The organism is Streptomyces sp. NPDC050732, assembly GCF_040654255.1.
In the GTDB taxonomy this organism is placed as follows: domain Bacteria; phylum Actinomycetota; class Actinomycetes; order Streptomycetales; family Streptomycetaceae; genus Streptomyces.
Window position 1 is genome coordinate 220,221 of the sequence record NZ_JBFAHP010000005.1, and the last position, 26,430, is coordinate 246,650.

Below are 26,430 nucleotides of genomic sequence, written 5' to 3' on the forward strand. Positions count from 1 at the left end.
CGCGTGGATCGACCGGCTCGACCGGTCCGCTGAATCCCGGGTGGCCAAATCGGCTGACTCAATGCTTTACCACGGACAGCGCGCCCATCGGCGCATGGACAGACGTGGCCGCTCTGTGAAGATCCAGGTGGGGGTATGCACGCCTGCCGTGTGCGGATGGGGCAGGATGACGTCCGCGCCGGAACCGAGCTCTCGTCCCGGCGTGACCGCACTCCCCGGAATCGAGCAGGTATCACAAGGTGACGACACATCACATACGCCCCGCGCAGGCGCACTCCCCCCGTACGACGGGAGCGAACTGATGACCCGTGCCCTCACACTGCACGACTGGATCGCGGCCGGGATCGCGGTCGTCGCCGGCGTCGTCGCCGGGCTGCTGCTCCGCGCGCTCCTGAGGTGGCTCGGCGAGCGGGCGAGCAGGACCAGGTGGAGCGGTGACGACGTCATCGTCGACGCCCTGCGCACCCTCGTGCCGTGCGCGGCCATCACCGCCGGGCTCGCCGCCGCGGCGGGCGCGCTGCCGCTCACACCGCGCACCGGACGCAACGTCACGATGACGCTGACCGCGCTGCTCATCTTCGCCGCCACGCTCACGGCGGCCCGGATCGTCACCGGTCTGGTCAAGGCCCTGGCGCAGTCGCGCTCCGGCGTGGCCGGGTCGGCCACCATCTTCGTGAACATCACGCGTGTCGTGGTCCTCGCGATGGGCTTCCTCATCGTCCTGCAGACCCTCGGCATCTCCATCGCGCCGCTGCTCACCGCGCTCGGCGTGGGAGGTCTCGCGGTCGCCCTCGCGCTGCAGGACACGCTCGCCAACCTCTTCGCGGGCGTCCACATCCTCGCCGCGAAGACCGTGCAGCCCGGCGACTACATCCAGCTCAGCAGCGGGGAGGAGGGATACGTCGTCGACATCAACTGGCGCAACACCACGGTCCGCCAGCTCTCCAACAACCTGGTCATCATCCCCAACGCGAAGCTCGCCGGCACCAACATGACCAACTACAGCCGCCCCGAGCAGGAGCTGTCGATCATGGTGCAGGTCGGGGTCAGCTACGACAGCGACCTGGAGCAGGTCGAGAAGGTCACGACCGAGGTGGTGGACGAGGTGATGGCCGACATCACCGGCGCGGTCCCCGACCACGAGGCGGCGATCCGCTTCCACACTTTCGGCGACTCGCGGATCAGCTTCACGGTGATCCTCGGCGTCGGCGAGTTCAGCGACCAGTACCGCATCAAGCACGAGTTCATCAAGCGCCTGCACCAGCGTTACCGCGCCGAGGGCATCCGGGTGCCCGCCCCCGTGCGCACGGTCAGGGTGCAGCAGGGCGAGCTGCCGCCGCCGCTCGGCATCCCGCACCAGCGCGACCGCGACACGTCGGTCTCCTCGCAGCTCCACTGAGAGCCTGTCTTTGAACCCCCGTCGTTCGCGCGGAGCGCGGGCGCAGCGGCGGATTGGGGCCTCCCCTGCTCAAGCGGAGCCGAGAGCTTGGGGAAGCGTGCGATCGCGTGCGGTGTCCCAGGTCATGTGGCGGAGCCACCTGTCCTGGGGCGCCGTGCGGCGAGGGTGCGTGCCGGGCGTCGGGGCGCAGGCGGGGGTTCAAAGACAGGCTCTGAGCCCCCGCCGGGCTGGGCCGGGTGGCCGACCGCTCGGTGGCGGCGCCGTGGAGCGCGTGGTCCACTCGCGGGCATGGGGCACGACCACGGCCCGTCCGCCGGGGCGGCGGGCGGCACTCTCAGCGGGACGTACCGCGGCCGCCTGCTGTGGACCATCGGCATCAGCGGCTCGATCACCGTCATCCAGGTGGTCGGCGCGCTCCTGTCCGGCAGCCTCGCGCTGCTCGCCGACGCCGCCCACAGCCTGACCGACGCGGTCGGCGTCTCGCTGGCCCTCGGCGCCATCACCCTCGCCCAGCGGGCGCCGACGCCGCGGCGCACCTTCGGGTTCTACCGGGTGGAGATCTTCTCCGCGGTCCTGAACGCGCTGCTCCTGGTCGCCATCTTCGCCTGGGTCCTGTGGTCGGCGATCGGCCGGTTCAGCGAGCCGGTGGAGGTCAAGGGCGGCCTGATGTTCGTGGTCGCGCTGGGCGGGCTCGCCGCCAACCTGGTGGGCCTGTGGCTGCTGCGGGACGCCAAGGAGAAGAGCCTCAACCTGCGGGGCGCGTATCTGGAGGTGCTGGGGGACGCGCTCGGCTCGGTCGCGGTGATCGTGGGCGGCCTGGTCATCCTGCTCACGGGGTGGCAGGCCGCCGACCCCGTCGCGTCGATCGTCATCGGCCTGCTGATCGTGCCTCGCGCGTACGGCCTGCTGCGGGACTCGGTGCACGTCCTGCTGGAGGCGACCCCGCAGGACGTCGACCTCGGCGAGGTCCGCCGGCACCTGATGGCGGAGCGGGGCGTGGTCGCCGTGCACGATCTGCACGGCTGGACGGTCACCTCGGGGATGCCGGTGCTGACCGCGCACGTGGTGGTCACGGAGGCGGCTCTGGCGAGCGGGTACGGGGAGCTCCTGGGGCGTCTGCAGCGGTGTGTCGGGGGCCACTTCGACGTGGCCCACTCGACGATCCAGCTGGAGCCGGAGGGGCATGTGGAGGAGGACGGGGCGCTGCACACGTAGCGCCGGCGGCGGGTCAGGCGTCGTCGGTGCCGAGGACCCGCCGCACCGCCTGCTGGGCCGTGTAGAAGTCGGCGTCGGAGACTCCGGGGTCGTCCTCGACGCCGTCGAGCCACTCCGCGATCTCCTCGGCCGTCCACAGGTCGAAACCCTTTGGAATGTCCAGTGTCGTGGTCTCCGCGCGGAGCTGCTCGGCGGCAGCGGCTTCCTTCATGCTGCGCGTGCTGACTTCGATCATCGTGATCGTGGCTCTCCTTTCGGGCCCGGGGCCCTCCGCTCCTGGAGGGGGACGGACGGGCGACCATGCCAGACGCCTCCCCGGATGTCCAACCACGCCGTCCAGGCGCAGGCCGACGTCACGGTGAATGCGGACGTGCCGCATCCCAACTTCCCTCACGCGTGGGGCTGTTGACGTCTGGTGTGACGGCGGCTCACGATGAGGAGCTCGCTGCAGAGCTCCCTCTGGAGGGAGTCACCGCTTACTCGTGAAGGTTCCTGTGGAGGTCACTGTGCGCTTGTCCTCATGGTTCGGCGGACTCGTGGCGGCCGCGCTGGCGGCCACCGTGCTGCCGGTGTCCGTCGCCCGCGCGGCGGACGACTCCTCTCCGCCGTTGGAGATACCGGCGGCCGAGCTCGCCGAGGCCCTGCACTGCGGGACGCCGCTGGAGGACCTGCGCGAGGCAGGTGACAGGCCGACCGTCCTCTTCGTGCCCGGGACCGGCCTCAAGGGCGAGGAGAACTACGCCTGGAACTACATGGCCGAGCTGAAGAAGAAGGGCTACGAGTCCTGCTGGGTGGACTCCCCCGGCCGCGGGCTCCGTGACATGCAGGAGTCCGTCGAGTACGTGGTGTACGCGACGCGCGCGATCCAGGAGGCCACCGGCCGTAAGGTCGATCTCGTCGGGCACAGCCAGGGCGGGCTCCTCACGGCGTGGGCCCTGCGCTTCTGGCCGGACCTGCCGGGGAAGGTCGACGACATGGTGACCTTGGGCTCCCCGTTCCAGGGGACGCGGCTCGCCTCCCCCTGCCGTCCGATCGCCGAGGTCGCGGGCTGCCCGGCCTCGGTCCTGCAGTTCGCCCGCGACTCGAACTGGTCGAAGGCGCTCGGCGCCGACGGCACGCCCATGCCCGCGGGACCGTCGTACACCACGATCTACTCGTACGCCGACGAGTCGGTGGTGGCCGACGGACAGGCCCCGTCGCTGCCGGGCACCCACCGTGTCGGCGTCCAGGACATCTGCCCCGGGCGGCCGTGGCCCACCCACATCGCCATGGTCGTCGACCAGGTCAGCTACGACCTGGTCGCCGACGCGGTCGAGCACCCCGGCCCGGCCGACACGAGCCGCATCGACCGCGCGCACTGCGCCGAGCCGGTGATGCCGCTCAACAGCGAGGAGGCGGTCAACGCCCTGCCCGGCCTGCTGAACTCCCCGGTCGAGCTGCTGATCCACAGCCAGCCGTGGGTCAAGGAGGAGCCGCCGCTGCGGGCCTACGCGCAGTAGTCCGGTCCGCACGGCGGGCCGGCTCAGTCCTCCAGCGGGATGATCGTCCGGTACTTCCCGCCGGACGTCTGCCGCGGCGGCTCCTCGCCCCGTTCGACGGTTACGTTGTCGAGTTTGTTGTCGGCGAGGAGGCGGGTCAGGCCGTCGTGGGCCCGCTGCCACACGTGGTCCGCGTCGGCGCCGGGAGATCCGACCACGCGGACGCGCAGGGTCGACGGCGCGGTCTGCTCGATCTGGAAGAGCTCGACTCCTGGCATGCGGTCGAAGAGGCTGCTGAAGGCGAGCGGGGCGAGGCTGACGTCGTCGCCCCGGCCGGTGGGGAAGGTGAGGATGTCGCCCGACCTGCCCTGGACGCGGATCGCGGGCGAGGAGGTGCCGCAGGGGCAGGGGTCGGGCCGGAGCATGACGCTGTCCCCCAGGTCGTAGCGGAGGAACGGCTGTACGCGGTTGGCGAGGTTGGTGATCAGGACGGTGTGCGAGAACTCTCCCGGCGGGGTGGGCCGGTGGTCGGCGTCGACCGGTTCGAGCACGGCCCAGTCGTCGTTGACGTGGTACCAGCCCTCGGCGCAGCCGTGGCTGAGGTAGGTGCACTCGGTCGCGCTGTACATCGTGCGCACCTTGGCGCCGAAGGCCGCCGCGATGCGGTCGGTGTCGCTCTCGGTCATCGTCTCGCCCGCGGGCTCGACCAGCACCGGGTCGATGTGCAGGCGGCCCGCTTCCTGTTCCGCGGTGAGCAGCATGATCGTGCTGGTGTATCCGATGAGGAACGACGGGCGGTACTCGTTCAGTTCGGCGACGAGGCGTGACATCGGCTCGTGCACGGAGAAGGCCCGGATCAGCTTGCTGCGTGCCCCGCCCTCCTGGAGCAGGCGGGAGTATCCGGCGAAGCCGACGTAGTGCCCCTCGGTGGCGACGAGTTGGGCGAAGCGGCCGCCGTGGACGACGGCCCGGGCGATGCCGAGGGGGCCGAGCCAGGAGGCGAGCGCCCGGGAGGTCACGGCGGACGACACGTTCATGTACCGGTCGTCGAGGACGAACAGGCCGCGCCTGCCGCTGGTGCCGGACGTGGTGGCCACCAGATAGCGGCCGAGGAAGCGCCGGCCGATCAGGTCGGGGTCGTCGGTGAACGCGCGGACCTTCTCCAAGGTGATGTCACGGTCCGTCGCCCAGTCGTCGAAGCGGTCCATCAGCTGCTTCTTGTCCGTGACCGGCAGCAGCGCCGGGTCCTCGATCCGCTCGGGCAGGCCGCGGTAGAGCTCCCGGTAGTACGGCGACGCCGAGCGGGCGTGGGCGACCAGGTCCGCCAGTCGGCCGGCTCGGCGCCGCGCGGTCTCGGCGGCGCCCTGCTTGCGGGCCTTGCGGACGTCCCGCGTCAGCCACGCCATGCTCTCGCTCATCGTTCTGTGCTCCTTCGGTGGCTCCGCACTTCACCCATGGCACGACGATCGCGGATGCGCCATGGAACAGGACACCTTGAACGAGGCACAGTCACCCCAAAAGGTGACAACCCCGTCTCCGGAGCCTGCAGAGCGAGTGGCCAGCCGCCGCCGTTTCACACGCGGCGCCACAAGAAAACAACAAGCCACAATCGGGGTCGAGGCCCACTCGACCGGCGCCCGAGAGGGGAAAGGGGATTTTTTACCGTCCCTTACATAAGGACGAGACACAGCGCAGGCCAACGGCCGGGACGGCGGAGCAAACCAGAGCAACGTAATAATCCCGCAAAAACCTCTGCGGCAGCGGGCGGACGGCGGCCCCCGGAGGCCTCGTCAGGCCATCACGGCTGGCAGGGCGGTCGACTGCTCCCCTGGCTGCACACCGCACACAGTACGCCGTGTTAAGCATTCATATTGAAATTTACCCCATCTTGCCTCCCTGGTTTTGATCACGTAAGAATCGCTCGATAAACGATGAGGAATGTCTTATTCCGCCCCGTTCCCGTGTTAGCGACGTTGCCGTTTAAACTTTGAGCTGCGCATGATCAGGAGCGGCTATGAGATGTGACGACACCGTTGTCAGCGTTCCTGGCGAAGGGAAAGATCTTGTCTGCCTTCCCCCCACCCGATATGTCGGACCCTTGGATACGTCGCTTCCGGCCCCGGCCGGAAGCCGACGTCCGGCTGGTCTGCTTCCCCCACGCGGGCGGCTCGGCCTCCTACTACCATCCCCTCGCGCAATCCCCCGCTCTCCCGGCCGACACCGAGGTCCTCGCGGTGCAGTACCCCGGGCGACAGGACCGCCGCAGAGAGCGGCTCCTGGACGACATCCCCCGGCTCGCCGACCTCATCACCGACGCGCTCGGCCCGTTCGACGACCGTCCGTCGGCGTTCTTCGGCCACAGCATGGGCGCCGTCCTCGCCCTCGAAGTCGCGCAGCGGCTCCGTGACCGTACGGGCAAGGAGCCCTGCCGGCTGTTCGTCTCGGGACGCCGCGCACCGTCCCGGTTCCGGCGCGGCACCGTACACCTCCTCGACGACACCGAGCTGGCCGCCGAACTGCGCCGGGCCGGGGGCACGGATCCCCGGTTCCTGGACGACGAGGAACTGCTGGCGGAGATCCTCCCGGTGGTCCGCAACGACTACCGGGCGGTCGAGCTGTACCGGTGGAACCCGTCGCCCCCGCTGTCCTGCCCCATTACCGCCCTGGTGGGCGACCGGGACCCGCAGGCGCCGCTGGATGACGTCGAAGCCTGGGAGCAGCACACGGAAGGGCCCTTCGACCTCAAGGTCTTCGCCGGGGGCCACTTCTATCTGAACACGCATCAGCAGGGCGTCACGGACGTCATCTCCAAGGCACTGGCGGACAATTCACGGCAGCGTGCGACAGCAAGGGGGAACGCTCGGTGAGATACGAAATGCTGGGCCCGCTCCGCATCAAGGACGGAGACGACTACGCCACCATCAACGCGCAGAAGGTGGAGATCGTCCTCACCGTGCTCCTCATCCGCGCCGACCGGCTGGTCTCGCTGGAGCAGCTGATGCGGGAGATCTGGGGCGAGGACCTGCCGCGGCGCGCCACCGCGGGACTGCACGTGTACATCTCCCAGCTCCGCAAGTTCCTGAAGGTGCCGGGGTCGGCGGGCAACCCCGTCGAGACCCGGGCGCCGGGGTATGTCCTGCACAAGAGGGACGACGACCAGATCGATGCCCAGATCTTCCCCGAACTGGTCGACGTGGGGCGGTCGTTGCTCAGGCAGAAGCGCTTCGACGAGGCGGCCTCCTGTTTCGGGCAGGCGCTCGCGCTGTGGCGCGGCCCGATCCTCGGGCAGGGCGGGAACGGGCCGGGCGCCAACGGTCCGATCATCGACGGCTTCTCGACCTGGCTGACCGAGATCCGCCTGGAGTGCCAGGAGATGCTCGTCGAGTGCCAGCTCCAGCTCGGGCGGCACCGCGAGGCCGTGGGCATGCTGTACGCCCTCACCGCGGAGAACCCGATGTGCGAGGCGTTCTACCGCCAGCTGATGCTGGCGCTCTACCGCTCCGAGCGGCAGGCGGACGCGCTGAAGGTGTACCAGTCGGTGCGCAAGACGCTCAACGACGAGCTGGGACTCGAACCCGGGCGCCCGCTCCAGGAGCTGCAGCGGGCCATACTCGCGGGTGACATGCACCTGATGTCCCCGCCGTCGCCCCTCGCCATGTCAGGTCGCTGAGTCGCTGAGTCGCTGAGTCGCCGACTGGAGCATCGTCGTGCGGCGCACGTGCGCAGAGGGAAGCGTATGTGTGCGGGACGAGGAGTCAGAAGGCGCAGTGCAAGTGCTTGATTCCTTCGATGAAGCTGGAGTCCAGCCTGCGGGGCTGCCCCACGGCATGGATCTGGGGCAGCGCCGCGAGCAGCTCCCGGTACAGGACGGTGATCTCCATTCGGGCGAGGTGGGCCCCGAGACAGACGTGCGGGCCCACCGCGCCGAACGTGACGTGCGCGTTCGTCCCGCGCGTGATGTCGAACCGGTACGGGTCCGGGAAGACCGCCTCGTCACGGTTGCCCGACCAGTAGAACAGGAAGATTCGGTCGCCCCTGCGGAACCGGTGCCCGTTCATGTCGCAGTCGCGGGTGGCGACGCGGCGCATCCAGTTGATGGGCGTGGAGACCCTGAGGATCTCCTCGACCGCGTTCGGCGCGTGCGTGTCGAAGTCCGAGAGCAGCAGCTCCTTCTGCTCGGGGTGCTCGGTCAGCAGTACCAGGGCGTGCGAGATGGCGTTGCGGGTGGTCTCCATCCCGGCGATGACGAGCAGGATGAAGAACGAGACGAGTTCCTGCCGCGTCAACTGCTCGCCGTCCGCCTGGACTTTGACCAGCTTCGTGATGAGGTCGTTGCCGGGGGCGGCGAGCCGTTCCGCACGGAGACCCGCGATGTAGTCGCCGAGTTCGCGGGACGCCTCGATCACCGCGCGCTCGGAGTCGGCCCGGTCGGGCACGTAGTCCGGGTCGAGGGGGCCCACGATCGTGTTGGACCGGTCGAAGAGGAAGTCGTGGTCCTCCGCCGGGATGCCCATCATGTCGCTGAGCACGGCGATGGGCATCTCCGCGGCGACGGGCCTGATGAAGTCACCCGGCCCCCGCGCGACGAGCTCGTCGATGATGCGGCGGGCGGTGCGGGTCGCCACGGCCTCGAACTCGGGGATCATGTTGCGGCCGAAGGAACGCGAGACGATGCGCCGCAGCCGCGAGTGCTCCGGGTTGTCCATGTTGATCATCGAGCCGTAGTACTCGTCCAGTTCGGGCGGCAGGCCGATGATCGTGGTCGCGCCGTTCGAGGAGAAGTCCTGCGGCCGGCGGCTCACCTCCACGATGTCCGCGTACTTGACCAGCGCGTGATAGCCGAACGTCCAGGGCACGCCGGGCATGTTCTGCCGGATGAACGCCGGCTGCGGCAGGGCCCGCATCTCCTCGAACAACGCCACGCGTTCGTCGTGCGGCCGCGCCCAGAACGACGGGTCGACCAGATCGGGGAATGTGGCGGCCGGCTTGCTATCCGTGATGGGCACGATGCCTCGCTTCGCGTTGTCCGGACCCGACGGTCAGGCCCACCGGCCGCACGGGCACGGCACGGGCGACGCCGCTGATCAGGGCGTGACGGCCTGACACCGGCACACCCTGGCAGGCCCCGCTTAAGCGCTCCTAAGAAAGCCCCTGCTGCCTTCGCCCGTGCTTCCGACCAGTGCGGACGCCCCGGCGATGAGCCGTGCACAGCCGAGTATTAGGAGGGCTTTAGCGCCGTCGACGAGTCTGCGGTCTGTTCTCGCGGAGAGGGGCGGTTGTCACCGGGATGGCGCACACCGAAGAGAAACTTCTTGAATACCTCAAGCGTGTCACCGCGGACCTGCGTCAGACGGAACGCCGGCTGCAGGACGTCGAGTCGGCGGGCCACGAACCCGTCGCGGTCATCGGCATGGCCTGCCGGCTGCCGGGCGGAGTCCGGTCTCCCGAAGAGTTCTGGGAGCTGATCTCCAGGGGCGGCGACGCCGTCGCGCCCCTGCCCGGCAACCGCAACTGGGACCTCGACTCCCTCTACGACCCGGACCCCGAGAGCACCGGCACCAGTTACGTCCGCGAAGGCGGCTTCGTCTACGACGCCGGTGACTTCGACCCCACCTTCTTCGGCATCGGACCCACCGAGGCCGCGGCCATGGCGCCGCAGCAGCGGCTCGCCCTGGAAACGGCGTGGGAGGCGATCGAACGCGCCGGCATCGACCCGCTCAGCCTCCGCTCCAGCGACACCAGCACGTTCATCGGCTGCGACGGACTCGACTACGCGCTCGGTGCGTCGGAGGTCCCCGAGGGCACCGCCGGATACTTCACCATCGGCAACTCCGGCAGCGTCACCTCCGGCCGCGTCGCCTACACCCTGGGCCTCGAAGGCCCCGCGGTGACGGTCGACACGGCGTGCTCGTCGTCGCTGGTCTCCCTCCACCTCGCCACCCAGGCCCTGCGCACCCAGGAGTGCTCGCTGGCCCTTGCGGGCGGCACGTACGTGATGTCGTCGCCCGCCCCGCTGATCGGCTTCAGCGAACTGCGCGGCCTGGCACCCGACGGACGGTGCAAGCCGTTCTCGGCGAGCAGCGACGGCATGGGCATGGCGGAGGGCACGGGGGTGGTGCTCCTGGAGCGTCTCTCCGACGCACGCCGCAACGGCCACAGGATTCTCGCGGTGATCCGCGGCTCGGCCGTCAACCAGGACGGCGCGAGCAACGGCCTGACCGCCCCCAACGGCCCCGCCCAGGAACGCGTCATCCGCGCCGCCCTCGCCAACGCCCGCCTCACCCCCGAGGACATCGACGCCGTGGAGGCGCACGGCACCGGCACCACGCTCGGCGACCCCATCGAGGCCGGGGCTCTCATCTCCGCCTACGGCCAGGAACGGCCGGCGGACCGGCCGCTGTGGGTCGGAGCGGTGAAGTCCAACATCGGCCACACCCAGATCGCCGCGGGCGTGGCCGGTGTCATCAAGATGATCCTTGCCCTGCGGAACGACCTCTTGCCCCCGATCCTGCACGTCGACGCCCCCTCACCCCACGTGGAGTGGGAAGGCAGCGGGCTGCGCCTGCTCACCGACCCGGTGAAGTGGCCCCGCGGCGAGCGCCCGCGCCGGGCGGGGGTGTCCTCGTTCGGCTTCTCGGGGACGAACGCGCATCTGATCCTGGAGGAGGCGCCTCCCGAGGACACCGTGCCCGACCCCGTGGTCACGGAGTCGGGTGGGGTGGTGCCCTGGGTGGTGTCCGGGCGGACGCCGGACGCACTGCGTGAACAGGCGCGGCGGCTGGGCGAGTTCGTCGGCGGGGACGCGGGTGTGTCGACGGCCGAGGTGGGCTGGTCGCTGACCACGACCCGGTCGGTGTTCGAGCACCGGGCTGTGGTGGTGGGCCGGGACCGGGATGCGCTGACTGCTGGTCTGGGGGCGTTGGCTGCGGGTGAGGCTTCGGCGGGTGTGGTGGCCGGGGCGGCGGGGGGTGTGGGTCCTGGGCCGGTGTTGGTGTTTCCGGGGCAGGGGTCGCAGTGGGTGGGCATGGGTGCCCAACTGCTGGACGAGTCGGCGGTGTTCGCGGCGCGGATCGGCGAGTGTGAGCGCGCGCTGTCGGCGTATGTGGACTGGTCGCTGACGGATGTGTTGCGCGGGGACGGGGCGGAGCTCTCCCGGGTTGAGGTTGTGCAGCCGGTGCTGTGGGCGGTGATGGTCTCGCTCGCCGCCGTGTGGGCGGATTACGGCATCACTCCGGCCGCCGTGGTCGGGCATTCGCAGGGGGAGATGGCTGCCGCGTGTGTCGCGGGTGCGTTGTCGTTGGAGGATGCGGCGCGGATCGTGGCGGTACGCAGTGACGCGCTCCGTCAGCTGCAGGGGCACGGCGATATGGCGTCCCTCAGCGCCGGGGCCGAGCTGGCCGCTGAACTCATCGGCGACGAGCGGCCGGGGGTGGTCGTCGCGGCCGTCAACGGACCGTCGTCCACGGTGATTTCGGGGCCGCCGGAGCATGTGGCGGCCGTGGTCGCCGATGCGGAGGCGCGGGGGCTGCGCGCCCGCGTCATCGATGTCGGGTATGCCTCCCACGGCCCGCAGATCGACCAGCTCCACGATCTCCTCACCGACCGGCTCGCCGACATCCAGCCGACGACCACCGACGTCGCCTTCTACTCCACCGTCACCGCAGAACGCCTGACGGACACCACCGCCCTCGACACCGCCTACTGGGTCACCAACCTCCGCCAGCAGGTCCGTTTCGCCGACACCATCGAGGCGCTGCTGGCCGATGGCTACCGTCTGTTCATCGAGGCCAGCGCCCACCCGGTGCTGGGTCTGGGCATGGAGGAGACCATCGAGCAGGCGGACATCTCCGCCACCGTGGTCCCCACCCTTCGCCGCGATCACGGCGACACCACCCAGCTGACCCGCGCCGCCGCCCAGGCTTTCGCCGCGGGCGCGGACGTCGACTGGCGGCGCTGGTTCCCGACCGACCCCATTCCCCGCACCGTCGACCTGCCCACTTACGCCTTCCAGCACCAGCACTACTGGCTCGAACGTTCCGTGTCCGCCCCGGGCGGCGTCAGTGGTGAGCTGGGTGCGGCCGAGAGCCAGCTGTGGCAGGCCGTCGACGAGCTCGATCTCGGGCTGCTGGCCGAGACGTTGGGGTCGGAGGAGGGCAGTGAGGAGGCGGTCCGGGCGCTGGAGCCCGCGCTGCCGGTGCTCAAGGGCTGGCGTCGCCGGCATCGGGAGCAGGCGACCATCGACTCCTGGCGGTACCGCGTCACGTGGAAGCACCGGTCGGACGGGCCCGCGCCGGAACTGGGCGGCGACTGGCTGTTGTTCGTCCCTGCCTGCGAGGCGGAGCACCCCGCCGTACGAGCCACGGCCGAGGCGTTGCGCGAGCATGGGGCGGCCGCCGTCCGGCTGCATCCGGTCGCGACCGGCCGGGCGGACCGCGAGGAGCTGGCCGCCGTGGACACGGCCGGTCTCGCCGGGATCGTCAATCTGCTGGCGTTGGACGAGGAGCCGCACCCCGAGCACCCGGCCGTGCCCGCCGGGCTCGCCGCGACGACCGCTCTCGTCCAGGCACTCGGCGACAACGGCACGACCGCACCCCTGCACACCGTCACGCAGGGTGCCGTGTCCACGGGCGCCACCGACCCGCTCGCCCACCCCCTCCAGGCCCACGTCTGGGGACTCGGCCGCGTCGCCGCCCTCGAACACCCGCGCCTCTGGGCCGGACTCATCGACCTCCCCGCGCGTATCGACCGCCACACCCTCCCCCGCCTCGCCGCCGCTCTCCTCCCCCAGGAAGAGGACCAGACCGCCGTCCGCCCCACCGGAATCCACACGCGGCGCCTCACCCACGCCGTCGGCAGCACCCGGATCCCCGTGCACCCTGAAGGCACCTGGTCCTGGCGGCCCCGAGGCACCACCCTGATCACCGGCGGTACCGGCGGCATCGGTGCCGTCCTCGCCCGTTGGCTCGCCCGGCAGGGCGCCCCCCACCTGCACCTCACCAGCCGTCGCGGCCCCGACGCGCCCGGCGCCAGGGAACTCGCCGCCGAGCTAGACCGGCTCGGCACCGCCGTCACCCTCACCGCCTGCGACGTCAGCGACCCCCGACAGCTGAGCGGCCTCATCGACGGAATACCGACCGAGCATCCCCTCACAGCCGTCATCCACGCGGCGGGCATGACCGATCTGACCGCGATCGGTGATCTCACGACCGCGCGCCTCGGTGAAGTGCTGGGGTCGAAGTCCGACGCGGCCTGGAAGCTGCACGCGTTGACGCGGGACCTGGACCTCTCGGCGTTCGTGATGTTCTCGTCCGGCGCCGGCGTGTGGGGCAGCGGCCAGCAGGGCGCCTACGGCGCGGCCAACCACTTCCTCGACGCCCTCGCCGAACACCGCCGCTCCCAGGGCCTGCCCGCCACCTCCGTCGCCTGGGGGCCCTGGGCCGAGGCCGGCATGTCCGCCGACCCGGAGTCACTGACGTACTTCAAGCGCTTCGGTCTGCTCCCGATCGCCCCGGACCTGTGCGTCAAGGCGCTGCACCAGGCGGTCGAGGCGGGGGACGCCACGCTGACCGTGGCGAACTTCGACTGGGCCACGTTCACGCCGACGTTCACCGCGCAGCGGCCCAGTCCGTTCCTCGACGACCTTCCGGAGAACCAGCGGGAGGCCGAGCAGCCGGGGTCCGCCGCCGAGACGAGCGCGTTCCGCGAGGAACTGGCGAAGACGCCCGCGTCGCAGCGGCTCGGCTTCCTGGTCCAGCACGTCCGGACGTACGCGGCCGCGACGCTCGGCCGCACGGTGGAGGACATTCCCGCGGCGAAGCCGTTCCAGGAGCTGGGCTTCGACTCGCTCACCGCGGTCCAGCTGCGCAACCAGCTCAACACCACGACCGGGCTCTCGCTCCCCGCCACCGTGATCTTCGACCATCCCACCTCCGAGGCGCTCGCGACACACCTGCGCGGGCAGCTCGGCGACGACGCCGGGGCCACCGGCGAGGGCGACGTGCTCGCGGCGCTCGACAAGTGGGACACGACGTTCGGCGCGGCCGAGGTGGACGAGGCGGCCCGGCGCCGCATCGTGGGCCGGCTGCAGGTGCTGGTCTCGAAGTGGAGTCCGGCGCAGGACGGGCCGGAAGGCGCCGAGTCGGCGCATGCCGATCTGAAGGCGGCGAGCGCGGACGACATCTTCGACCTCATCTCCAGCGAGTTCGGGAAGTCCTGAGCAGCCGGCCCCGGCCGCACCGCCCCCTACCCCTTACCCCTTGCCCTCCCAACCTCATACGCCCCGATCACCACGTAGCGCCAAGGAGCCTGGGTCAGATGTCGAACGAGGAGAAACTTCTCGATCATCTCAAGTGGGTCACCGCGGAGCTGCGCGAGGCCCGGCAACGGCTCCACGACAAGGAATCGACCGAGCCGGTCGCCATCGTCGGCATGGCCTGCCGCTATCCGGGCGGCGCCCGGTCGGCGGAAGACCTGTGGGAGCTGGTGCGCGACGGGGGCGACGCGGTCGCGGGGTTCCCCGACGACCGGGGCTGGGACCTGGAGTCGCTGTACCACCCGGACCCGGAGCACCCGGGCACCAGCTATGTGCGGGACGGCGCCTTCCTGTACGACGCCGGCCACTTCGACGCCGAGTTCTTCGGCATCAGCCCGCGCGAGGCCGTGGCGATGGACCCGCAGCAGCGGCTGCTCCTGGAGACCGCGTGGGAGGCGATCGAGCACGCGGGCATGAACCCGCAGGCGCTGAAGGGCAGCGACACCGGTGTCTACACCGGGGTGAGCGCCCACGACTACCTGACGCTGATCAGCCAGACGGCCAGTGACGTCGAGGGCTACATCGGCACCGGCAACCTCGGCAGTGTGGTGTCGGGGCGGATCTCCTACACGCTGGGGCTCGAAGGTCCCGCCGTCACCGTCGACACGGCGTGCTCGTCGTCCCTGGTGGCGATCCACCTGGCGAGTCAGGCGCTGCGGCAGGGCGAGTGTTCGCTCGCGCTGGCCGGCGGCTCGACGGTGATGGCGACACCGGGTTCGTTCACCGAGTTCTCCCGGCAGCGGGGGCTCGCGCCCGACGGGCGGTGCAAGCCGTTCGCGGCCGCCGCCGACGGCACCGGCTGGGGCGAGGGAGCCGGAGTGGTGGCGCTTGAGCTGCTCTCCGAAGCGCGGCGCCGCGGCCACAAGGTCCTCGCGGTGATCCGAGGTTCGGCCACCAACCAGGACGGTACGAGCAACGGGCTCGCCGCCCCCAACGGCCCCTCCCAGGAACGCGTCATCCGTGCCGCCCTCGCCAACGCCCGCCTCTCCGCCGAGGACATCGACGCCGTGGAGGCCCACGGCACCGGCACCACGCTCGGCGACCCCATCGAGGCGCAGGCCCTGCTCGCCACGTACGGGCAGGGGCGCTCGGAGGACCGCCCGCTCTGGCTCGGCTCGGTCAAGTCGAACATCGGTCACACGCAGGCCGCGGCCGGTGTCGCGGGCGTCATCAAGATGGTCATGGCGATGCGCAACGGTCTCCTCCCCACCTCCCTGCACATCGACGCGCCGTCACCGCACGTCCAGTGGGAACAGGGCAGCGTACGACTGCTCTCCGAGCCCGTGGACTGGCCGGCGGAGCGGACACGGCGGGCAGGCATCTCGGCATTCGGCATCTCGGGGACGAACGCACATCTGATCCTGGAGGAGGCGCCGCCGGAGGACGAGGTGCCCGACCCCGTGGACGCGGAGCCGGGTGGGGTGGCGCCCTGGGTGCTTTCGGGGCGGACGCCGGACGCACTGCGTGAACAGGCGCGGCGGGTCCGCGAGTTCGTGGGCGGGGACGCGGAGGTGTCGGCGGCCGAGGTGGGCTGGTCACTGGCCACGACACGCGCGTTGTTCGAGCAGCGGGCCGTGGTCGTGGGACAGGACTTGGCCCAGTCCGGTGCTGGTCTGGGGGCGTTGGCTGCGGGCGAGGCTTCGGCGGATGTGGTGGCCGGGGTGGCGGGTGATGTGGGTCCTGGGCCGGTGTTGGTGTTTCCGGGGCAGGGGTCGCAGTGGGTGGGCATGGGTGCCCAACTGCTGGACGAGTCGGCGGTGTTCGCGGCGCGGATCGGCGAGTGTGAGGCGGCGCTGTCGGCGTATGTGGACTGGTCTCTGACGGACGTGCTGCGCGGGGACGGGGCGGAGCTGTCCCGCGTTGAGGTCGTACAGCCCGTGCTGTGGGCGGTGATGGTCTCACTCGCCGCCGTGTGGGCGGACTACGGCATCACCCCGGCCGCCGTGATCGGGCACTCGCAGGGCGAGATGGCCGCCGCCTGTGTCGCGGGCGCGCTGTCGTTGGAGGATGCGGCGCGGATCGTGGCGGTACGCAGTGACGCGCTCCGCCAGCTGCAGGGGCACGGCGACATGGCATCCCTCAGCGCCGGGCCCGAGCTGGCCGCTGAACTCATCGGCGACGAGCGGCCGGGAGCGGTTGTCGCGGCCGTCAACGGGCCATCCTCGACGGTCATTTCGGGGCCGCCGGAGGATGTGGCCGCCGTGGTCGCGGACGCGGAAGCACGTGGGCTACGCGCCCGCGTCATCGACGTCGGATACGCCTCCCACGGCCCCCAGATCGACCAGCTCCACGACCTCCTCACCGACCGGCTCGCCGACATCCAGCCGACAACCACCGACGTCGCCTTCTACTCGACCGTCACCGCCGAGCGCCTGACGGACACGACTGCCCTCGACACCGCCTACTGGGTCACCAACCTCCGCCAACCGGTCCGCTTCGCCGACACCATCGAAGCGCTGCTCGCCGACGGCTACCGCCTGTTCATCGAAGCCAGCCCCCACCCCGTCCTCAACCTCGGCATCCAGGAAACCATCGAGCAGCAGACCGGTCCCGCGGGGGCGGCCGTCACCATCCCCACCCTGCGCCGCGACCACGGCGACACCACCCAGCTCACCCGCGCCGCCGCCCACGCCTTCACCGCCGGCGCCGACATCGACTGGCGGCGCTGGTTCCCGGCCGACCCCACCCCCCGCACCGTCGACCTGCCCACCTACCCCTTCCAGCACAAGCACTACTGGGTGGAGCCGCCCGCGGCGGTCGCAACCGCGAGTGGGGGGCACGATCCGGTCGAGGCCCGGGTGTGGCAGGCGATCGAGGAGCTGGACATCGACGCCCTCGCCGGCAGCCTGGAGATCGAGGGGCAGGCGGAGAGCGTCGGCGCGCTGGAGTCCGCGCTGCCCGTCCTCTCGGCCTGGCGGCGTCGGCACCGCGAGCAGTCCACCGTCGACTCCTGGCGCTACCACGTCACGTGGAAGCACCTGCCCGACGTGCCGGCACCGGAGCTCAGGGGAACGTGGCTGCTGCTCGTGCCCGCCGCACACACCGACCATCCGGTAGCACTCGCGACCGCGCAGACGCTGACCGCCCACGGTGGCGAAGTGCGGCGCCACGTGGTCGACGCGTGTGCCGTGGAGCGTACGGAGTTGGCTCGGGAGCTGCACGCCCTGATGGACGGGGCCGCGTACGCCGGAGTCGTCAATCTGCTGGCCCTGGACGAGGAGCCGCATCCCGAGTTCCCCGCCGTGCCCGCCGGACTCGCCGCGACGACCGCTCTCGTGCAGGCCCTTGGGGACAACGGCGCCGACATCGCCGTACGCACGCTCACGCAGGGGGCTGTTTCCACGAGCGCCACCGACGCCCTCACCCATCCGGTGCAGGCTCAGGTGTGGGGGCTGGGGCGCGTCGCCGCGCTGGAGTATCCGCGGCTGTGGGGCGGGCTCGTCGATCTGCCCGCTCGTATCGACCACCAGACACTCACCCGGCTGGCCGCCGCCCTGGTCCCCCAGGACGAGGACCAGCTCTCCATCCGGCCGTCCGGCGTCCATGCGCGCCGCCTCGCACACGCCCCCGCCAACACGGCACGCAACGGGCTCAGTTGGCGGCCCGACGGCACCATTCTCATCACCGGCGGCACCGGTGGCATCGGCGCCGTCCTCGCGCGGTGGCTCGCCCGCGCGGGCGCCCCGCACCTCCTCCTTACCAGCCGCCGCGGCCCCGACGCCCCCGGAGCGCGGGAACTCACGGCGGAGCTGGCGGAGTTGGGTGCCGCCGTCACCATCACCGCCTGCGACGTCGGTGACCGCGAGCAGGTACGACGCCTCATCGACGGCGTCCCCGCCGAGCACCCGCTGACCGCCGTCATCCACGCGGCCGGCGTGCCGAACTACATCGGCCTCGGTGAGGTGTCGGGCGCCGAGCTGGACGAGGTGCTGCGCCCGAAGGCGCTCGCCGCTCACCATCTGCATGAGCTGACCCGGGAGTTGCCGCTCTCGGCGTTCGTGATGTTCTCGTCCGGCGCCGGCGTGTGGGGCAGCGGCCAGCAGGGCGCCTACGGCGCGGCCAACCACTTCCTCGACGCCCTCGCCGAACACCGCCGCTCCCAGGGCCTGCCCGCCACCTCCATCGCCTGGGGGCCCTGGGCCGAGGCCGGCATGGCGGCGGACCAGGCCGCGTTGACGTTCTTCAGCCGCTTCGGTCTGCATCCGCTCAGCCCGGAGCTGTGCGTCAAGGCGCTGCAGCAGGCCCTGGACGCCGGCGAGACGACGCTGACCGTGGCGAACTTCGACTGGGCGCAGTTCACGTCGACGTTCACCGCTCAGCGACCCAGCCCGCTCCTCGCCGACCTGCCCGAGAACCGGCGGGCGAGCGCACCAGTGGCGCGCGAGGACGACTCGGAGGCGTCGTCGCTGCAGCAGGAGCTGACGGAGGCCAAACCGGCGCAGCAGCGGCAGTTGCTGCTGCAGCACGTGCGCTCCCAGGCGGCGGCCACACTGGGGCACTCGGACGTCGACGCGGTGCCCGCCACCAAGCCGTTCCAGGAGCTGGGCTTCGACTCGCTGACCGCGGTGGAGCTGCGCAACAGGCTGAACAAGAGCACCGGCCTGACCCTGCCGACGACGGTCGTCTTCGACCACCCCACCCCCGACGCGCTCACCGACGTCCTGCGGGCCGAGCTGTCCGGTGACACGGCGGCCTCCGCCGATCCGGTGCGGGCAGCCGGGGCCTCCGGGGGCGCCGCCGACGACGAGCCGATCGCCATCGTCGGCATGGCCTGCCGCTATCCGGGCGACGTCCGCTCCGCCGAGGAGCTGTGGGATCTCGTCGCGGCCGGCAAGGACGCCATGGGGGACTTCCCCGACGACCGGGGCTGGGACCTGGAGGCGCTGTACGACCCGGACCCGGAGAGCCGCGGCACCAGCTATGTGCGCGAGGGCGGGTTCCTCTACGACGCGGGCGACTTCGACGCGGGATTCTTCGGCATCAGCCCCCGCGAGGCCATCGCGATGGACCCGCAGCAGCGGCTGCTCCTGGAGACCGCCTGGGAGGCGATCGAACGCGCGGGCCTCGACCGGGAGACCCTCAAGGGCACCGACGCCGGAGTGTTCACGGGCCTGACCATCTTCGACTACCTCGCGCTCGTCGGCGAACGGCCCACCGAGGTCGAGGGCTACATCGGCACCGGCAACCTCGGCTGTGTCGCCTCCGGCCGGGTGTCGTACGTACTCGGTCTCGAAGGCCCGGCGATGACGATCGACACCGGCTGTTCGTCGTCCCTGGTGGCAATCCACCAGGCGGCGCACGCGCTGCGGCAGGGCGAGTGCTCGCTCGCCCTCGCGGGCGGCGCGACGGTGATGGCCACGCCGGGCTCGTTCGTCGAGTTCTCGCTGCAGCGCGGGCTCGCCAAGGACGGCCGGTGCAAGCCGTTCGCGGCCGCCGCCGACGGCACCGGCTGGGCCGAGGGAGTCGGCCTGGTCGTACTCGAACGGCTCTCGGAGGCGCGGCGCAACGGCCACAACGTCCTCGCGGTGATCCGGGGTTCGGCCATCAACCAGGACGGCACGAGCAACGGGCTCACGGCGCCCAACGGGCAGGCGCAGCAGCGGGTGATCCGGCAGGCCCTCGCCAACGCGCGGCTCTCCGCCGAAGACGTCGACGCGGTGGAGGCGCACGGCACCGGCACCATGCTGGGCGACCCCATCGAGGCCAGCGCGCTCGTGGCCACGTACGGCAAGGAGCGGCCCGCGGACCGGCCGCTGTGGCTCGGCTCGATCAAGTCGAACATCGGACACGCGCAGGCGTCGGCCGGTGTCGCCGGCGTGATCAAGATGGTCATGGCACTGCGCAACGAACAGCTGCCCGCCTCCCTGCACATCGACGCGCCCACGCCGCACGTCGACTGGGACGGCAGCGGCGTCCGCCTGCTGTCCGAACCGGTCGCCTGGCCGCGCGGCGAACGCCCGCGCCGCGCCGGGGTGTCCGCCTTCGGCATCTCCGGCACCAACGCGCACCTCATCCTCGAACAGGCCCCGGACGCGCCGGAGCCCGCGAGCGCTCCGGCGGAGGACGCCGCGGCACCGGCCGGAGTGGTGCCCTGGGTGGTGTCGGCGCGCGGCGAGGAGGCGCTGCGGGCCCAGGCGGGACTGCTTGCCGACCGCGCCACCGCCGACCCGCGACTCGCGTCGCCGCTGGACGTGGGCTGGTCCCTGGTCAAGACCCGGTCGGTGTTCGAGAACCGGGCCGTCGTCGTGGGCAAGGACCGCGAGACTCTCCTCGCCGGGCTACGGTCTCTGGCGGCGGGCGAGCCGTCACCGGACGTCGTCGAGGGCGCCGTACAGGGTGCTTCCGGCGCGGGACCGGTGTTGGTGTTTCCGGGGCAGGGGTCGCAGTGGGTGGGCATGGGAGCCCAACTGCTTGATGAGTCACCGGTGTTCGCCGCGCGGATCGCGGAGTGTGAGGCTGCGCTGTCGGCGTATGTGGACTGGTCGCTGACGGATGTGTTGCGCGGGGACGGGAGTGAACTCTCCCGGGTCGAGGTCGTACAGCCCGTGCTGTGGGCGGTCATGGTCTCGCTGGCTGCGGTGTGGGCGGACTATGGCATCACTCCGGCTGCCGTGGTCGGGCACTCGCAGGGCGAGATGGCCGCCGCGTGTGTCGCGGGCGCGCTGTCGTTGGAGGATGCGGCGCGGATCGTGGCGGTACGCAGTGACGCGCTCCGTCAGCTGCAGGGGCACGGCGATATGGCGTCCCTCAGCGCCGGGGCCGAGCTGGCCGCTGAACTCATCGGCGATGACCGGCCGGGCGTGGTTGTCGCGGCCGTCAACGGGCCATCCTCGACGGTGATTTCGGGCCCCCCGGAGCACGTCGCGGCCGTGGTCGCGGACGCGGAAGCACGGGGGCTGCGCGCCCGCGTCATCGATGTCGGGTACGCCTCCCACGGTCCCCAGATCGACCAGCTCCACGATCTGCTGACGGAACGCCTGGCCGACATCCGGCCCACGGCCACGGACGTCGCCTTCTACTCGACCGTCACCGCCGAGCGCCTCGACGACACCACCGCCCTCGACACTGGCTACTGGGTCACCAACCTCCGCCAGCAGGTCCGTTTCGCCGACACCATCGAGGCGCTGCTCGCCGACGGCTACCGCCTGTTCATCGAAGCCAGCCCCCACCCCGTCCTCAACCTCGGCATGGAGGAGACCATCGAGCGGGCCGACATGCCCGCCACCGTCGTCCCCACCCTGCGCCGCGACCACGGCGACGCCGCGCAGCTCACCCGTTCCGCCGCCCAGGCCTTCGGTGCGGGGGCGGAGGTCGACTGGACGGGCTGGTTCCCGGCCGTGCCGCTGCCTCGGGTGGTGGATCTGCCGACGTACGCCTTCCAGCGGGAGCGGTTCTGGCTGGAGGGGCGCAGGGGGCTCGCCGGGGACCCGGCGGGGCTCGGGCTCGCTTCCGCGGGGCATCCGCTGCTCGGGGCCGCCGTGGAACTCGCGGACGGCAGCAGTCATCTGCTGACCGGCCGGATCTCTCCGCGGGACCAGGCGTGGCTGGCCGAGCACCGGGTCATGGACACGGTGCTGCTGCCCGGTTCGGCGTTCGTGGAGCTCGCGCTGCAGGCCGCGGTGCGTGCCGGCTGCGCGGAGCTGGCGGAGCTGACGCTGCACACTCCGCTGGCCTTCGGCGACGAGGGTGCGGGCGCGGTCGACGTGCAGGTGGCGGTCGGTTCCGTGGCCGAGGACGGGCGGCGTCCCGTGACCGTGCACTCGCGGCCCACGGGTGAGGGCGAGGAGGCCGTGTGGACCCGGCACGCCGCGGGGATCGTCGCCCCCTCGGGCTCCGGCGCCGAGGACGTCTCGTTCGGCGGGGCGTGGCCGCCGCCGGGCGCCACACCGGTCGGCGGGCACGACGCCTACGGGGAGCTCGCTTCGTACGGCTACGACTTCGGGTCCGGTTCGCAAGGGCTGGTGAGCGCGTGGCGGCTCGGGGACGACATCTTCGCCGAGGTCGCGCTGCCCGAGGCGGAGAGCGGCAGGGCCGACCGCTACCAGGTGCATCCGGTGCTCCTCGACGCCACGCTGCACGCGCTGATCCTGGACGCGGTCACGTCGTCCGCCGACACCGACCAGGTGCTGCTGCCGTTCTCGTGGAGCGGGTTGCGGGTGCACGCGCCGGGCGCGGAGAAGCTTCGGGTACGCATCGCACGCACCGCTCCCGACCAGTTGACTCTCACGGCCGTGGACGGGGGCGGAGGCGGTGAGTCGGTTCTGACGCTGGAGTCGCTCACGGTGCGGCCGGTGGCCGCCCACCAGATCGCGGGCGCCCGTGCGGCGGACCGTGACGCGCTCTTCCGGCTCGTGTGGACGGAGGCTGCCGCGCGGGCCGAGGGGACCGGCGGCGGCGCCCCGCGTGCCGCGGTCGTCGCGCCTGCCGGGAGTGGTCCGCTGGGCGGTGCGCCGGCCGGGGCGCTGGCCGGGGCCTTGTGCGACGCGCTGTCCGCCGGGCCCGTGTGGGACACGTTCGGCGCGCTGCGGGACGGGGTGGCGGCCGGGGGCGAAGCGCCTGATGTCGTGCTCGTCGTGTGCGCCGCGGCAGGGTCGGGCGCGGGGGCCGAGGAGGGTGCCGGTGACGCGGCCGGGTGGGCGCGGCTGGCCGCCGTGTCCCTTCTGTCGCTGCTCAAGGAGTGGGTGGACGACCCGGCGTTCGCGGCGACGCGTCTCGTCGTCGTCACCCGGGGTGCGGTCGCCGCGCGGCCGGGTGAGACCGCCGGTGATCTGGCGGGCGCGTCGCTGTGGGGTCTGGTGCGCAGCGCGCAGGCCGAGAACCCCGGTCGCCTGACGCTGCTCGACGTGGACGGGCCGGCGCCTTCGCCGGTCGCGCTGTCCGGCGTACTGGCGGCCGACGAACCGGAGTTGGCGCTGCGGGACGGGCACGCCTACGTGCCGCGGCTCGTACGCGATGACGCGTCGGTGCGCCTGGTGCCGCCGGTCGGCTCGCTTACGTGGCGGCTGGCGCGGTCCGAAGCGGCGGCCGGAGGGGGGCAGTTGTCCCTTGTCGACGCGCCGGAGGCCGGGCGGGCGCTGGAGCCGCACGAGGTGCGGGTGGCGGTGCGGGCCGCGGCGTCGGGGCCCTTCACCGCGGGCCGCGTCGAGGGCGCCGGTGTGGTGACGGAGGTCGGCGGCGAGGTCGGTTCGGTGGCCGTGGGCGACCGGGTGATGGGATGGGTCGACGCGGTGGGCCCGGTGGCCGTCGCCGATGGCTCGCTGCTCATGAAGGTTCCGTCGGGCTGGAGTTGGGCGCAGGCGGCCGGGTCCTTGGGGGCCTATGTGTCCGCGTATCACATACTGGCGGACGTCGTCGCGCCGCGCGGTGGCGAGACCCTGCTCGTCGAGGAGGACACCGGTTCCGTCGGCCGTGCAGTGCTGCGCCTTGCCCGGCGGTGGCGGGTGGACGTCGTGGACGGTGCGTCGGGAGCGGAGGCTCCGGGCCTCGCCGAGCGCACGGCCGACGTCATCCTCCGTCACGAGGACGGCCTGGTGGTCCAGCGTGCGGGCGGCCCGGACGAGGGCCAGACCGTCACGCCGCCCGAGCCCGGGCGCGTACGGGAAATCCTCGCGGAGTTGGCGGAGTGGACGGAGGGGGCGGACTCGACGGACTCGGCCGGCTCGACGCATGCGACGGGCTCGGCCGACTCTTCCGGCTCGACGAGCTCGGCGGACTCTGCGGGCTCGGCCGGCTGGACGCACTCGACGCACTCGACGGACTCTGCGGGCTCGGCGGGCTCTTCGGGCTCGACCGGCTCGACGGGCTCCGCGGGCTCGGCGGGCTCGGCGGGCTCGACCGACTCTGCGGGCTCGGCCGACTCTTCGGGCTCGGCCGACTCTTCGGGCTCCGCGGAGGCGGCGGACTCGGCCGGCTCGACGGAGCCGGCGGACTCTACCGGCTCGACGCACTCGACGGACTCGACCGACTCAGCGGAATCGGCGAACTCGGCGGCCACCGCGGAACCCAGGGACCCCGCAGAATGGGGTGACGGCCTCGCCCTGTCGCCCCTCGACATCACCGTGTGGGACATCCGGCAGGCGCCCGCCGCGATGGCGGCCCCGCCCTCGGCGGGCATCACCGTGTTCTCGCTGCCCCCCGCCTTCGACCCCGAGGGCACCGTGCTGATCACCGGCGGCACCGGAGCGCTCGGCGCGCTGACGGCCCGCCACCTCGTGGAGCGGTACGGAGCCAGGCACCTGTTGCTGTCCAGCAGGCGGGGAGCCGACGCGCCGGGCGCCCTCGAACTGGCCGCCGACCTCTCCGCGCTCGGCGCGCGGGTCACCTTCGCCGCGTGCGACCCGGGCGACCGGGACGAAGCCGTCGCCCTCCTGGCGGCCGTACCCGCGGAGCATCCGCTGACCGCCGTCTTCCACTGCGCGGGCACCGTGAACGACGCGGTGGTGCAGAACCTCACAGCCGAGCAGGTCGAGGAGGTGATGCGCGTGAAGGCGGACGCCGCGTGGCACCTGCACGAGCTGACGCGGGACGCGGACCTGTCCGCGTTCGTCCTGTACTCCTCGGTCGCCGGGCTGCTCGGCGGTCCCGGCCAGGGCAGCTACACGGCCGCCAACGCCTTCCTCGACGCGCTGGCCCGGTACCGGCACGACGGCGGCGCGGCGGCGACCTCCCTGGCGTGGGGCTACTGGGAGCTGGCGAGCGGCATGTCGGGACGGCTCACCGACGCCGACCGGGCGCGCCACGCCCGCGCCGGTGTGGTCGGGCTCGGCGCCGACGAGGGCCTCGGCCTCCTCGACGCGGCATGGGCCGGTGGTCTGCCCCTGTACGCGCCGGTCCGTCTCGACCTGACCCGGATGCGCCGGCAGGCCGAGACCCACCCCGCTCCGGCACTGCTGCGGGACCTGGTGCGCGGCGGGAGCAAGGGCGGCGGCGGTGCCGTGTCTGCGGGGGCGGCCGCGCTGCTCAAGTCGCTCGGCGCGATGTCCGACCCCGAGCGGGAGGAGGCGCTGCTCGACCTGGTGTGCACGCACATCGCGGCCGTCCTCGGCTACGACGCGGCGACTCCCGTCAACGCGACGCAGGGGCTGCGGGAGCTCGGCTTCGACTCGCTGACCGCGGTGGAGCTGCGCAACCGGCTCTCGGCCGCGACGGGCCTGAAGCTGCCTGCCACGTTCGTCTTCGACCACCCCAACCCGGCGGAGCTCGCCGCGCAGCTGCGGCAGGAGCTGGCGCCGCGCGCGGCGGACCCGCTCGCCGACGTCCTTGCGGAGTTCGAGCGCATCGAGGGCTCGCTCCTCTCGGTCTCCTCGAAGGACGGCTCGGCACGGGCCGAACTGGCGGGACGGCTGCGCGCCACGCTGGCCAGGCTCGACGCGCCGGAGGACTCGGCCGGCGACGTCGCGGTGGCCACCCGTACCCGTATCCAGGACGCGTCGACGGACGAGATTTTCGCGTTCATCGACCGGGATCTCGGCAGGGACGGCGCGAACGGACAGGACAACGGACAGGGCAACGGACAGGGCAACGGGCACGGAAACGGACAGGCAGTGGAGGGACAGCGATGAACGAGTTCGCCCGCAAGAAGCGTGCCCTTGAGCACAGCCGGCGGGTCAACGCCGGGGACCTGGACGCGCTCATCGAGCTGTACGCGCCGGACGCGGTCCTTGAGGACCCGGTCGGCCTCCCGCCCCTCACCGGGCACGACGCGCTGCGCGCCCACTACGAACCGCTTCTCGCCGCGCGCCTGCGCGAGGAGGCGGCCGAGCCCGTCGCCGGGCAGGACGCCACGCACACGCTGATCCAGATCGCCTCCGTCATGGACTACCTGCCCATGGGCCCGCTGTACGCGGAGCGGGGCTGGCTCAAGGCCCCCGAGACCCCGGGTACGGCCCGTATCCACCGCACCGCGATGCTCGTGATCCGCATGGACACGTCCGGCCTCATCCGGCATCTGAAGTCGTACTGGGGCACATCCGATCTCACGGTCCTCGGCTGAACCGGCGGCCCGAGATGACTTTCACAAGGTCTGC

General features: G+C 71.8%; 11 protein-coding genes. 8 read left to right on the forward strand and 3 right to left on the reverse strand.

Going from position 1 to position 26,430, the window contains the following annotated elements:
- Positions 1-301 precede the first annotated feature (301 nt).
- Positions 302-1,399: a mechanosensitive ion channel family protein gene (locus AB0H82_RS06895; protein WP_362989612.1), complete on the forward strand. Its 1,098-nt coding sequence runs from the start codon at positions 302-304 to the stop codon at positions 1,397-1,399.
- Positions 1,400-1,687: 288 nt separating this feature from the next.
- Positions 1,688-2,614 (forward strand): cation diffusion facilitator family transporter, encoded by a 927-nt coding sequence (locus tag AB0H82_RS06900; protein WP_362989613.1) that lies wholly within the window; start codon positions 1,688-1,690, stop codon positions 2,612-2,614.
- A 13-nt stretch (positions 2,615-2,627) separates the two neighbouring features.
- On the opposite strand, the gene AB0H82_RS06905 is transcribed toward AB0H82_RS06900, so the two are convergent.
- Positions 2,628-2,849, reverse strand: a complete 222-nt coding sequence (locus AB0H82_RS06905; protein WP_362989615.1) for a hypothetical protein — start codon at positions 2,847-2,849, stop codon at positions 2,628-2,630.
- A 271-nt stretch (positions 2,850-3,120) separates the two neighbouring features.
- Here AB0H82_RS06905 and AB0H82_RS06910 point away from each other — a divergent pair, with 271 nt between their 5' ends.
- On the forward strand, positions 3,121-4,113 hold the full coding sequence (locus tag AB0H82_RS06910; protein WP_362989617.1) for an alpha/beta fold hydrolase: 993 nt from the start codon (positions 3,121-3,123) through the stop codon (positions 4,111-4,113).
- 23 nt (positions 4,114-4,136) lie between these two features.
- Here AB0H82_RS06910 and AB0H82_RS06915 read toward each other — a convergent pair whose 3' ends face one another.
- Positions 4,137-5,510 (reverse strand): phenylacetate--CoA ligase family protein, encoded by a 1,374-nt coding sequence (locus AB0H82_RS06915; RefSeq protein WP_362989619.1) that lies wholly within the window; start codon positions 5,508-5,510, stop codon positions 4,137-4,139.
- Positions 5,511-6,179: 669 nt separating this feature from the next.
- Here AB0H82_RS06915 and AB0H82_RS06920 point away from each other — a divergent pair.
- Both AB0H82_RS06920 and AB0H82_RS06925 read left to right on the forward strand, forming a co-directional pair.
- The gene (locus tag AB0H82_RS06920; RefSeq protein ID WP_362989621.1) at positions 6,180-6,959 is read left to right on the forward strand and encodes an alpha/beta fold hydrolase; all 780 of its coding nucleotides are present in this window, start codon (positions 6,180-6,182) and stop codon (positions 6,957-6,959) included.
- Positions 6,956-7,762, forward strand: a complete 807-nt coding sequence (locus AB0H82_RS06925) for an AfsR/SARP family transcriptional regulator (RefSeq protein WP_362989623.1) — start codon at positions 6,956-6,958, stop codon at positions 7,760-7,762. The genes AB0H82_RS06920 and AB0H82_RS06925 overlap by 4 nt, the downstream gene beginning before the upstream one ends.
- Positions 7,763-7,847: 85 nt before the next feature.
- On the opposite strand, the gene AB0H82_RS06930 is transcribed toward AB0H82_RS06925, so the two are convergent.
- Positions 7,848-9,098 (reverse strand): cytochrome P450, encoded by a 1,251-nt coding sequence (locus tag AB0H82_RS06930; RefSeq protein ID WP_362989625.1) that lies wholly within the window; start codon positions 9,096-9,098, stop codon positions 7,848-7,850.
- 281 nt (positions 9,099-9,379) lie between these two features.
- On the opposite strand from AB0H82_RS06930, the gene AB0H82_RS06935 reads away from it, so the two are divergent.
- The 3 genes from AB0H82_RS06935 to AB0H82_RS06945 all read left to right on the forward strand — a co-directional run bounded on the left by AB0H82_RS06935 (position 9,380) and on the right by AB0H82_RS06945 (position 26,396).
- Positions 9,380-14,308 carry a type I polyketide synthase gene (locus AB0H82_RS06935; protein WP_362989627.1) on the forward strand — a complete coding sequence of 1,643 codons (4,929 nt, stop codon included), beginning with the start codon at positions 9,380-9,382 and terminating at the stop codon, positions 14,306-14,308.
- A 98-nt stretch (positions 14,309-14,406) separates the two neighbouring features.
- Complete coding sequence (locus AB0H82_RS06940; RefSeq protein WP_362989629.1) at positions 14,407-25,965, forward strand: type I polyketide synthase; 11,559 nt, start codon at positions 14,407-14,409, stop codon at positions 25,963-25,965.
- A complete protein-coding gene (locus AB0H82_RS06945; RefSeq protein ID WP_362989631.1) occupies positions 25,962-26,396 on the forward strand; it encodes a nuclear transport factor 2 family protein in 435 nt (144 codons plus the stop codon). Before AB0H82_RS06940 ends, AB0H82_RS06945 begins: the two co-directional genes overlap by 4 nt.
- Positions 26,397-26,430: the final 34 nt, after the last annotated feature.

Excerpts from the sequence above, each read along its gene's own strand:
- AB0H82_RS06895 (WP_362989612.1), top strand. The coding sequence starts at position 302 with ATGACCCGTGCCCTCACACTGCACGACTGGATCGCGGCCGGGATCGCG.
- AB0H82_RS06900 (WP_362989613.1), top strand. The coding sequence starts at position 1,688 with ATGGGGCACGACCACGGCCCGTCCGCCGGGGCGGCGGGCGGCACTCTC.
- AB0H82_RS06905 (WP_362989615.1), bottom strand. The coding sequence starts at position 2,849 with ATGATCGAAGTCAGCACGCGCAGCATGAAGGAAGCCGCTGCCGCCGAG.
- AB0H82_RS06915 (WP_362989619.1), bottom strand. The coding sequence starts at position 5,510 with ATGAGCGAGAGCATGGCGTGGCTGACGCGGGACGTCCGCAAGGCCCGC.
- AB0H82_RS06920 (WP_362989621.1), top strand. The coding sequence starts at position 6,180 with ATGTCGGACCCTTGGATACGTCGCTTCCGGCCCCGGCCGGAAGCCGAC.
- AB0H82_RS06935 (WP_362989627.1), top strand. The coding sequence starts at position 9,380 with ATGGCGCACACCGAAGAGAAACTTCTTGAATACCTCAAGCGTGTCACC.
- AB0H82_RS06940 (WP_362989629.1), top strand. The coding sequence starts at position 14,407 with ATGTCGAACGAGGAGAAACTTCTCGATCATCTCAAGTGGGTCACCGCG.
- AB0H82_RS06945 (WP_362989631.1), top strand. The coding sequence starts at position 25,962 with ATGAACGAGTTCGCCCGCAAGAAGCGTGCCCTTGAGCACAGCCGGCGG.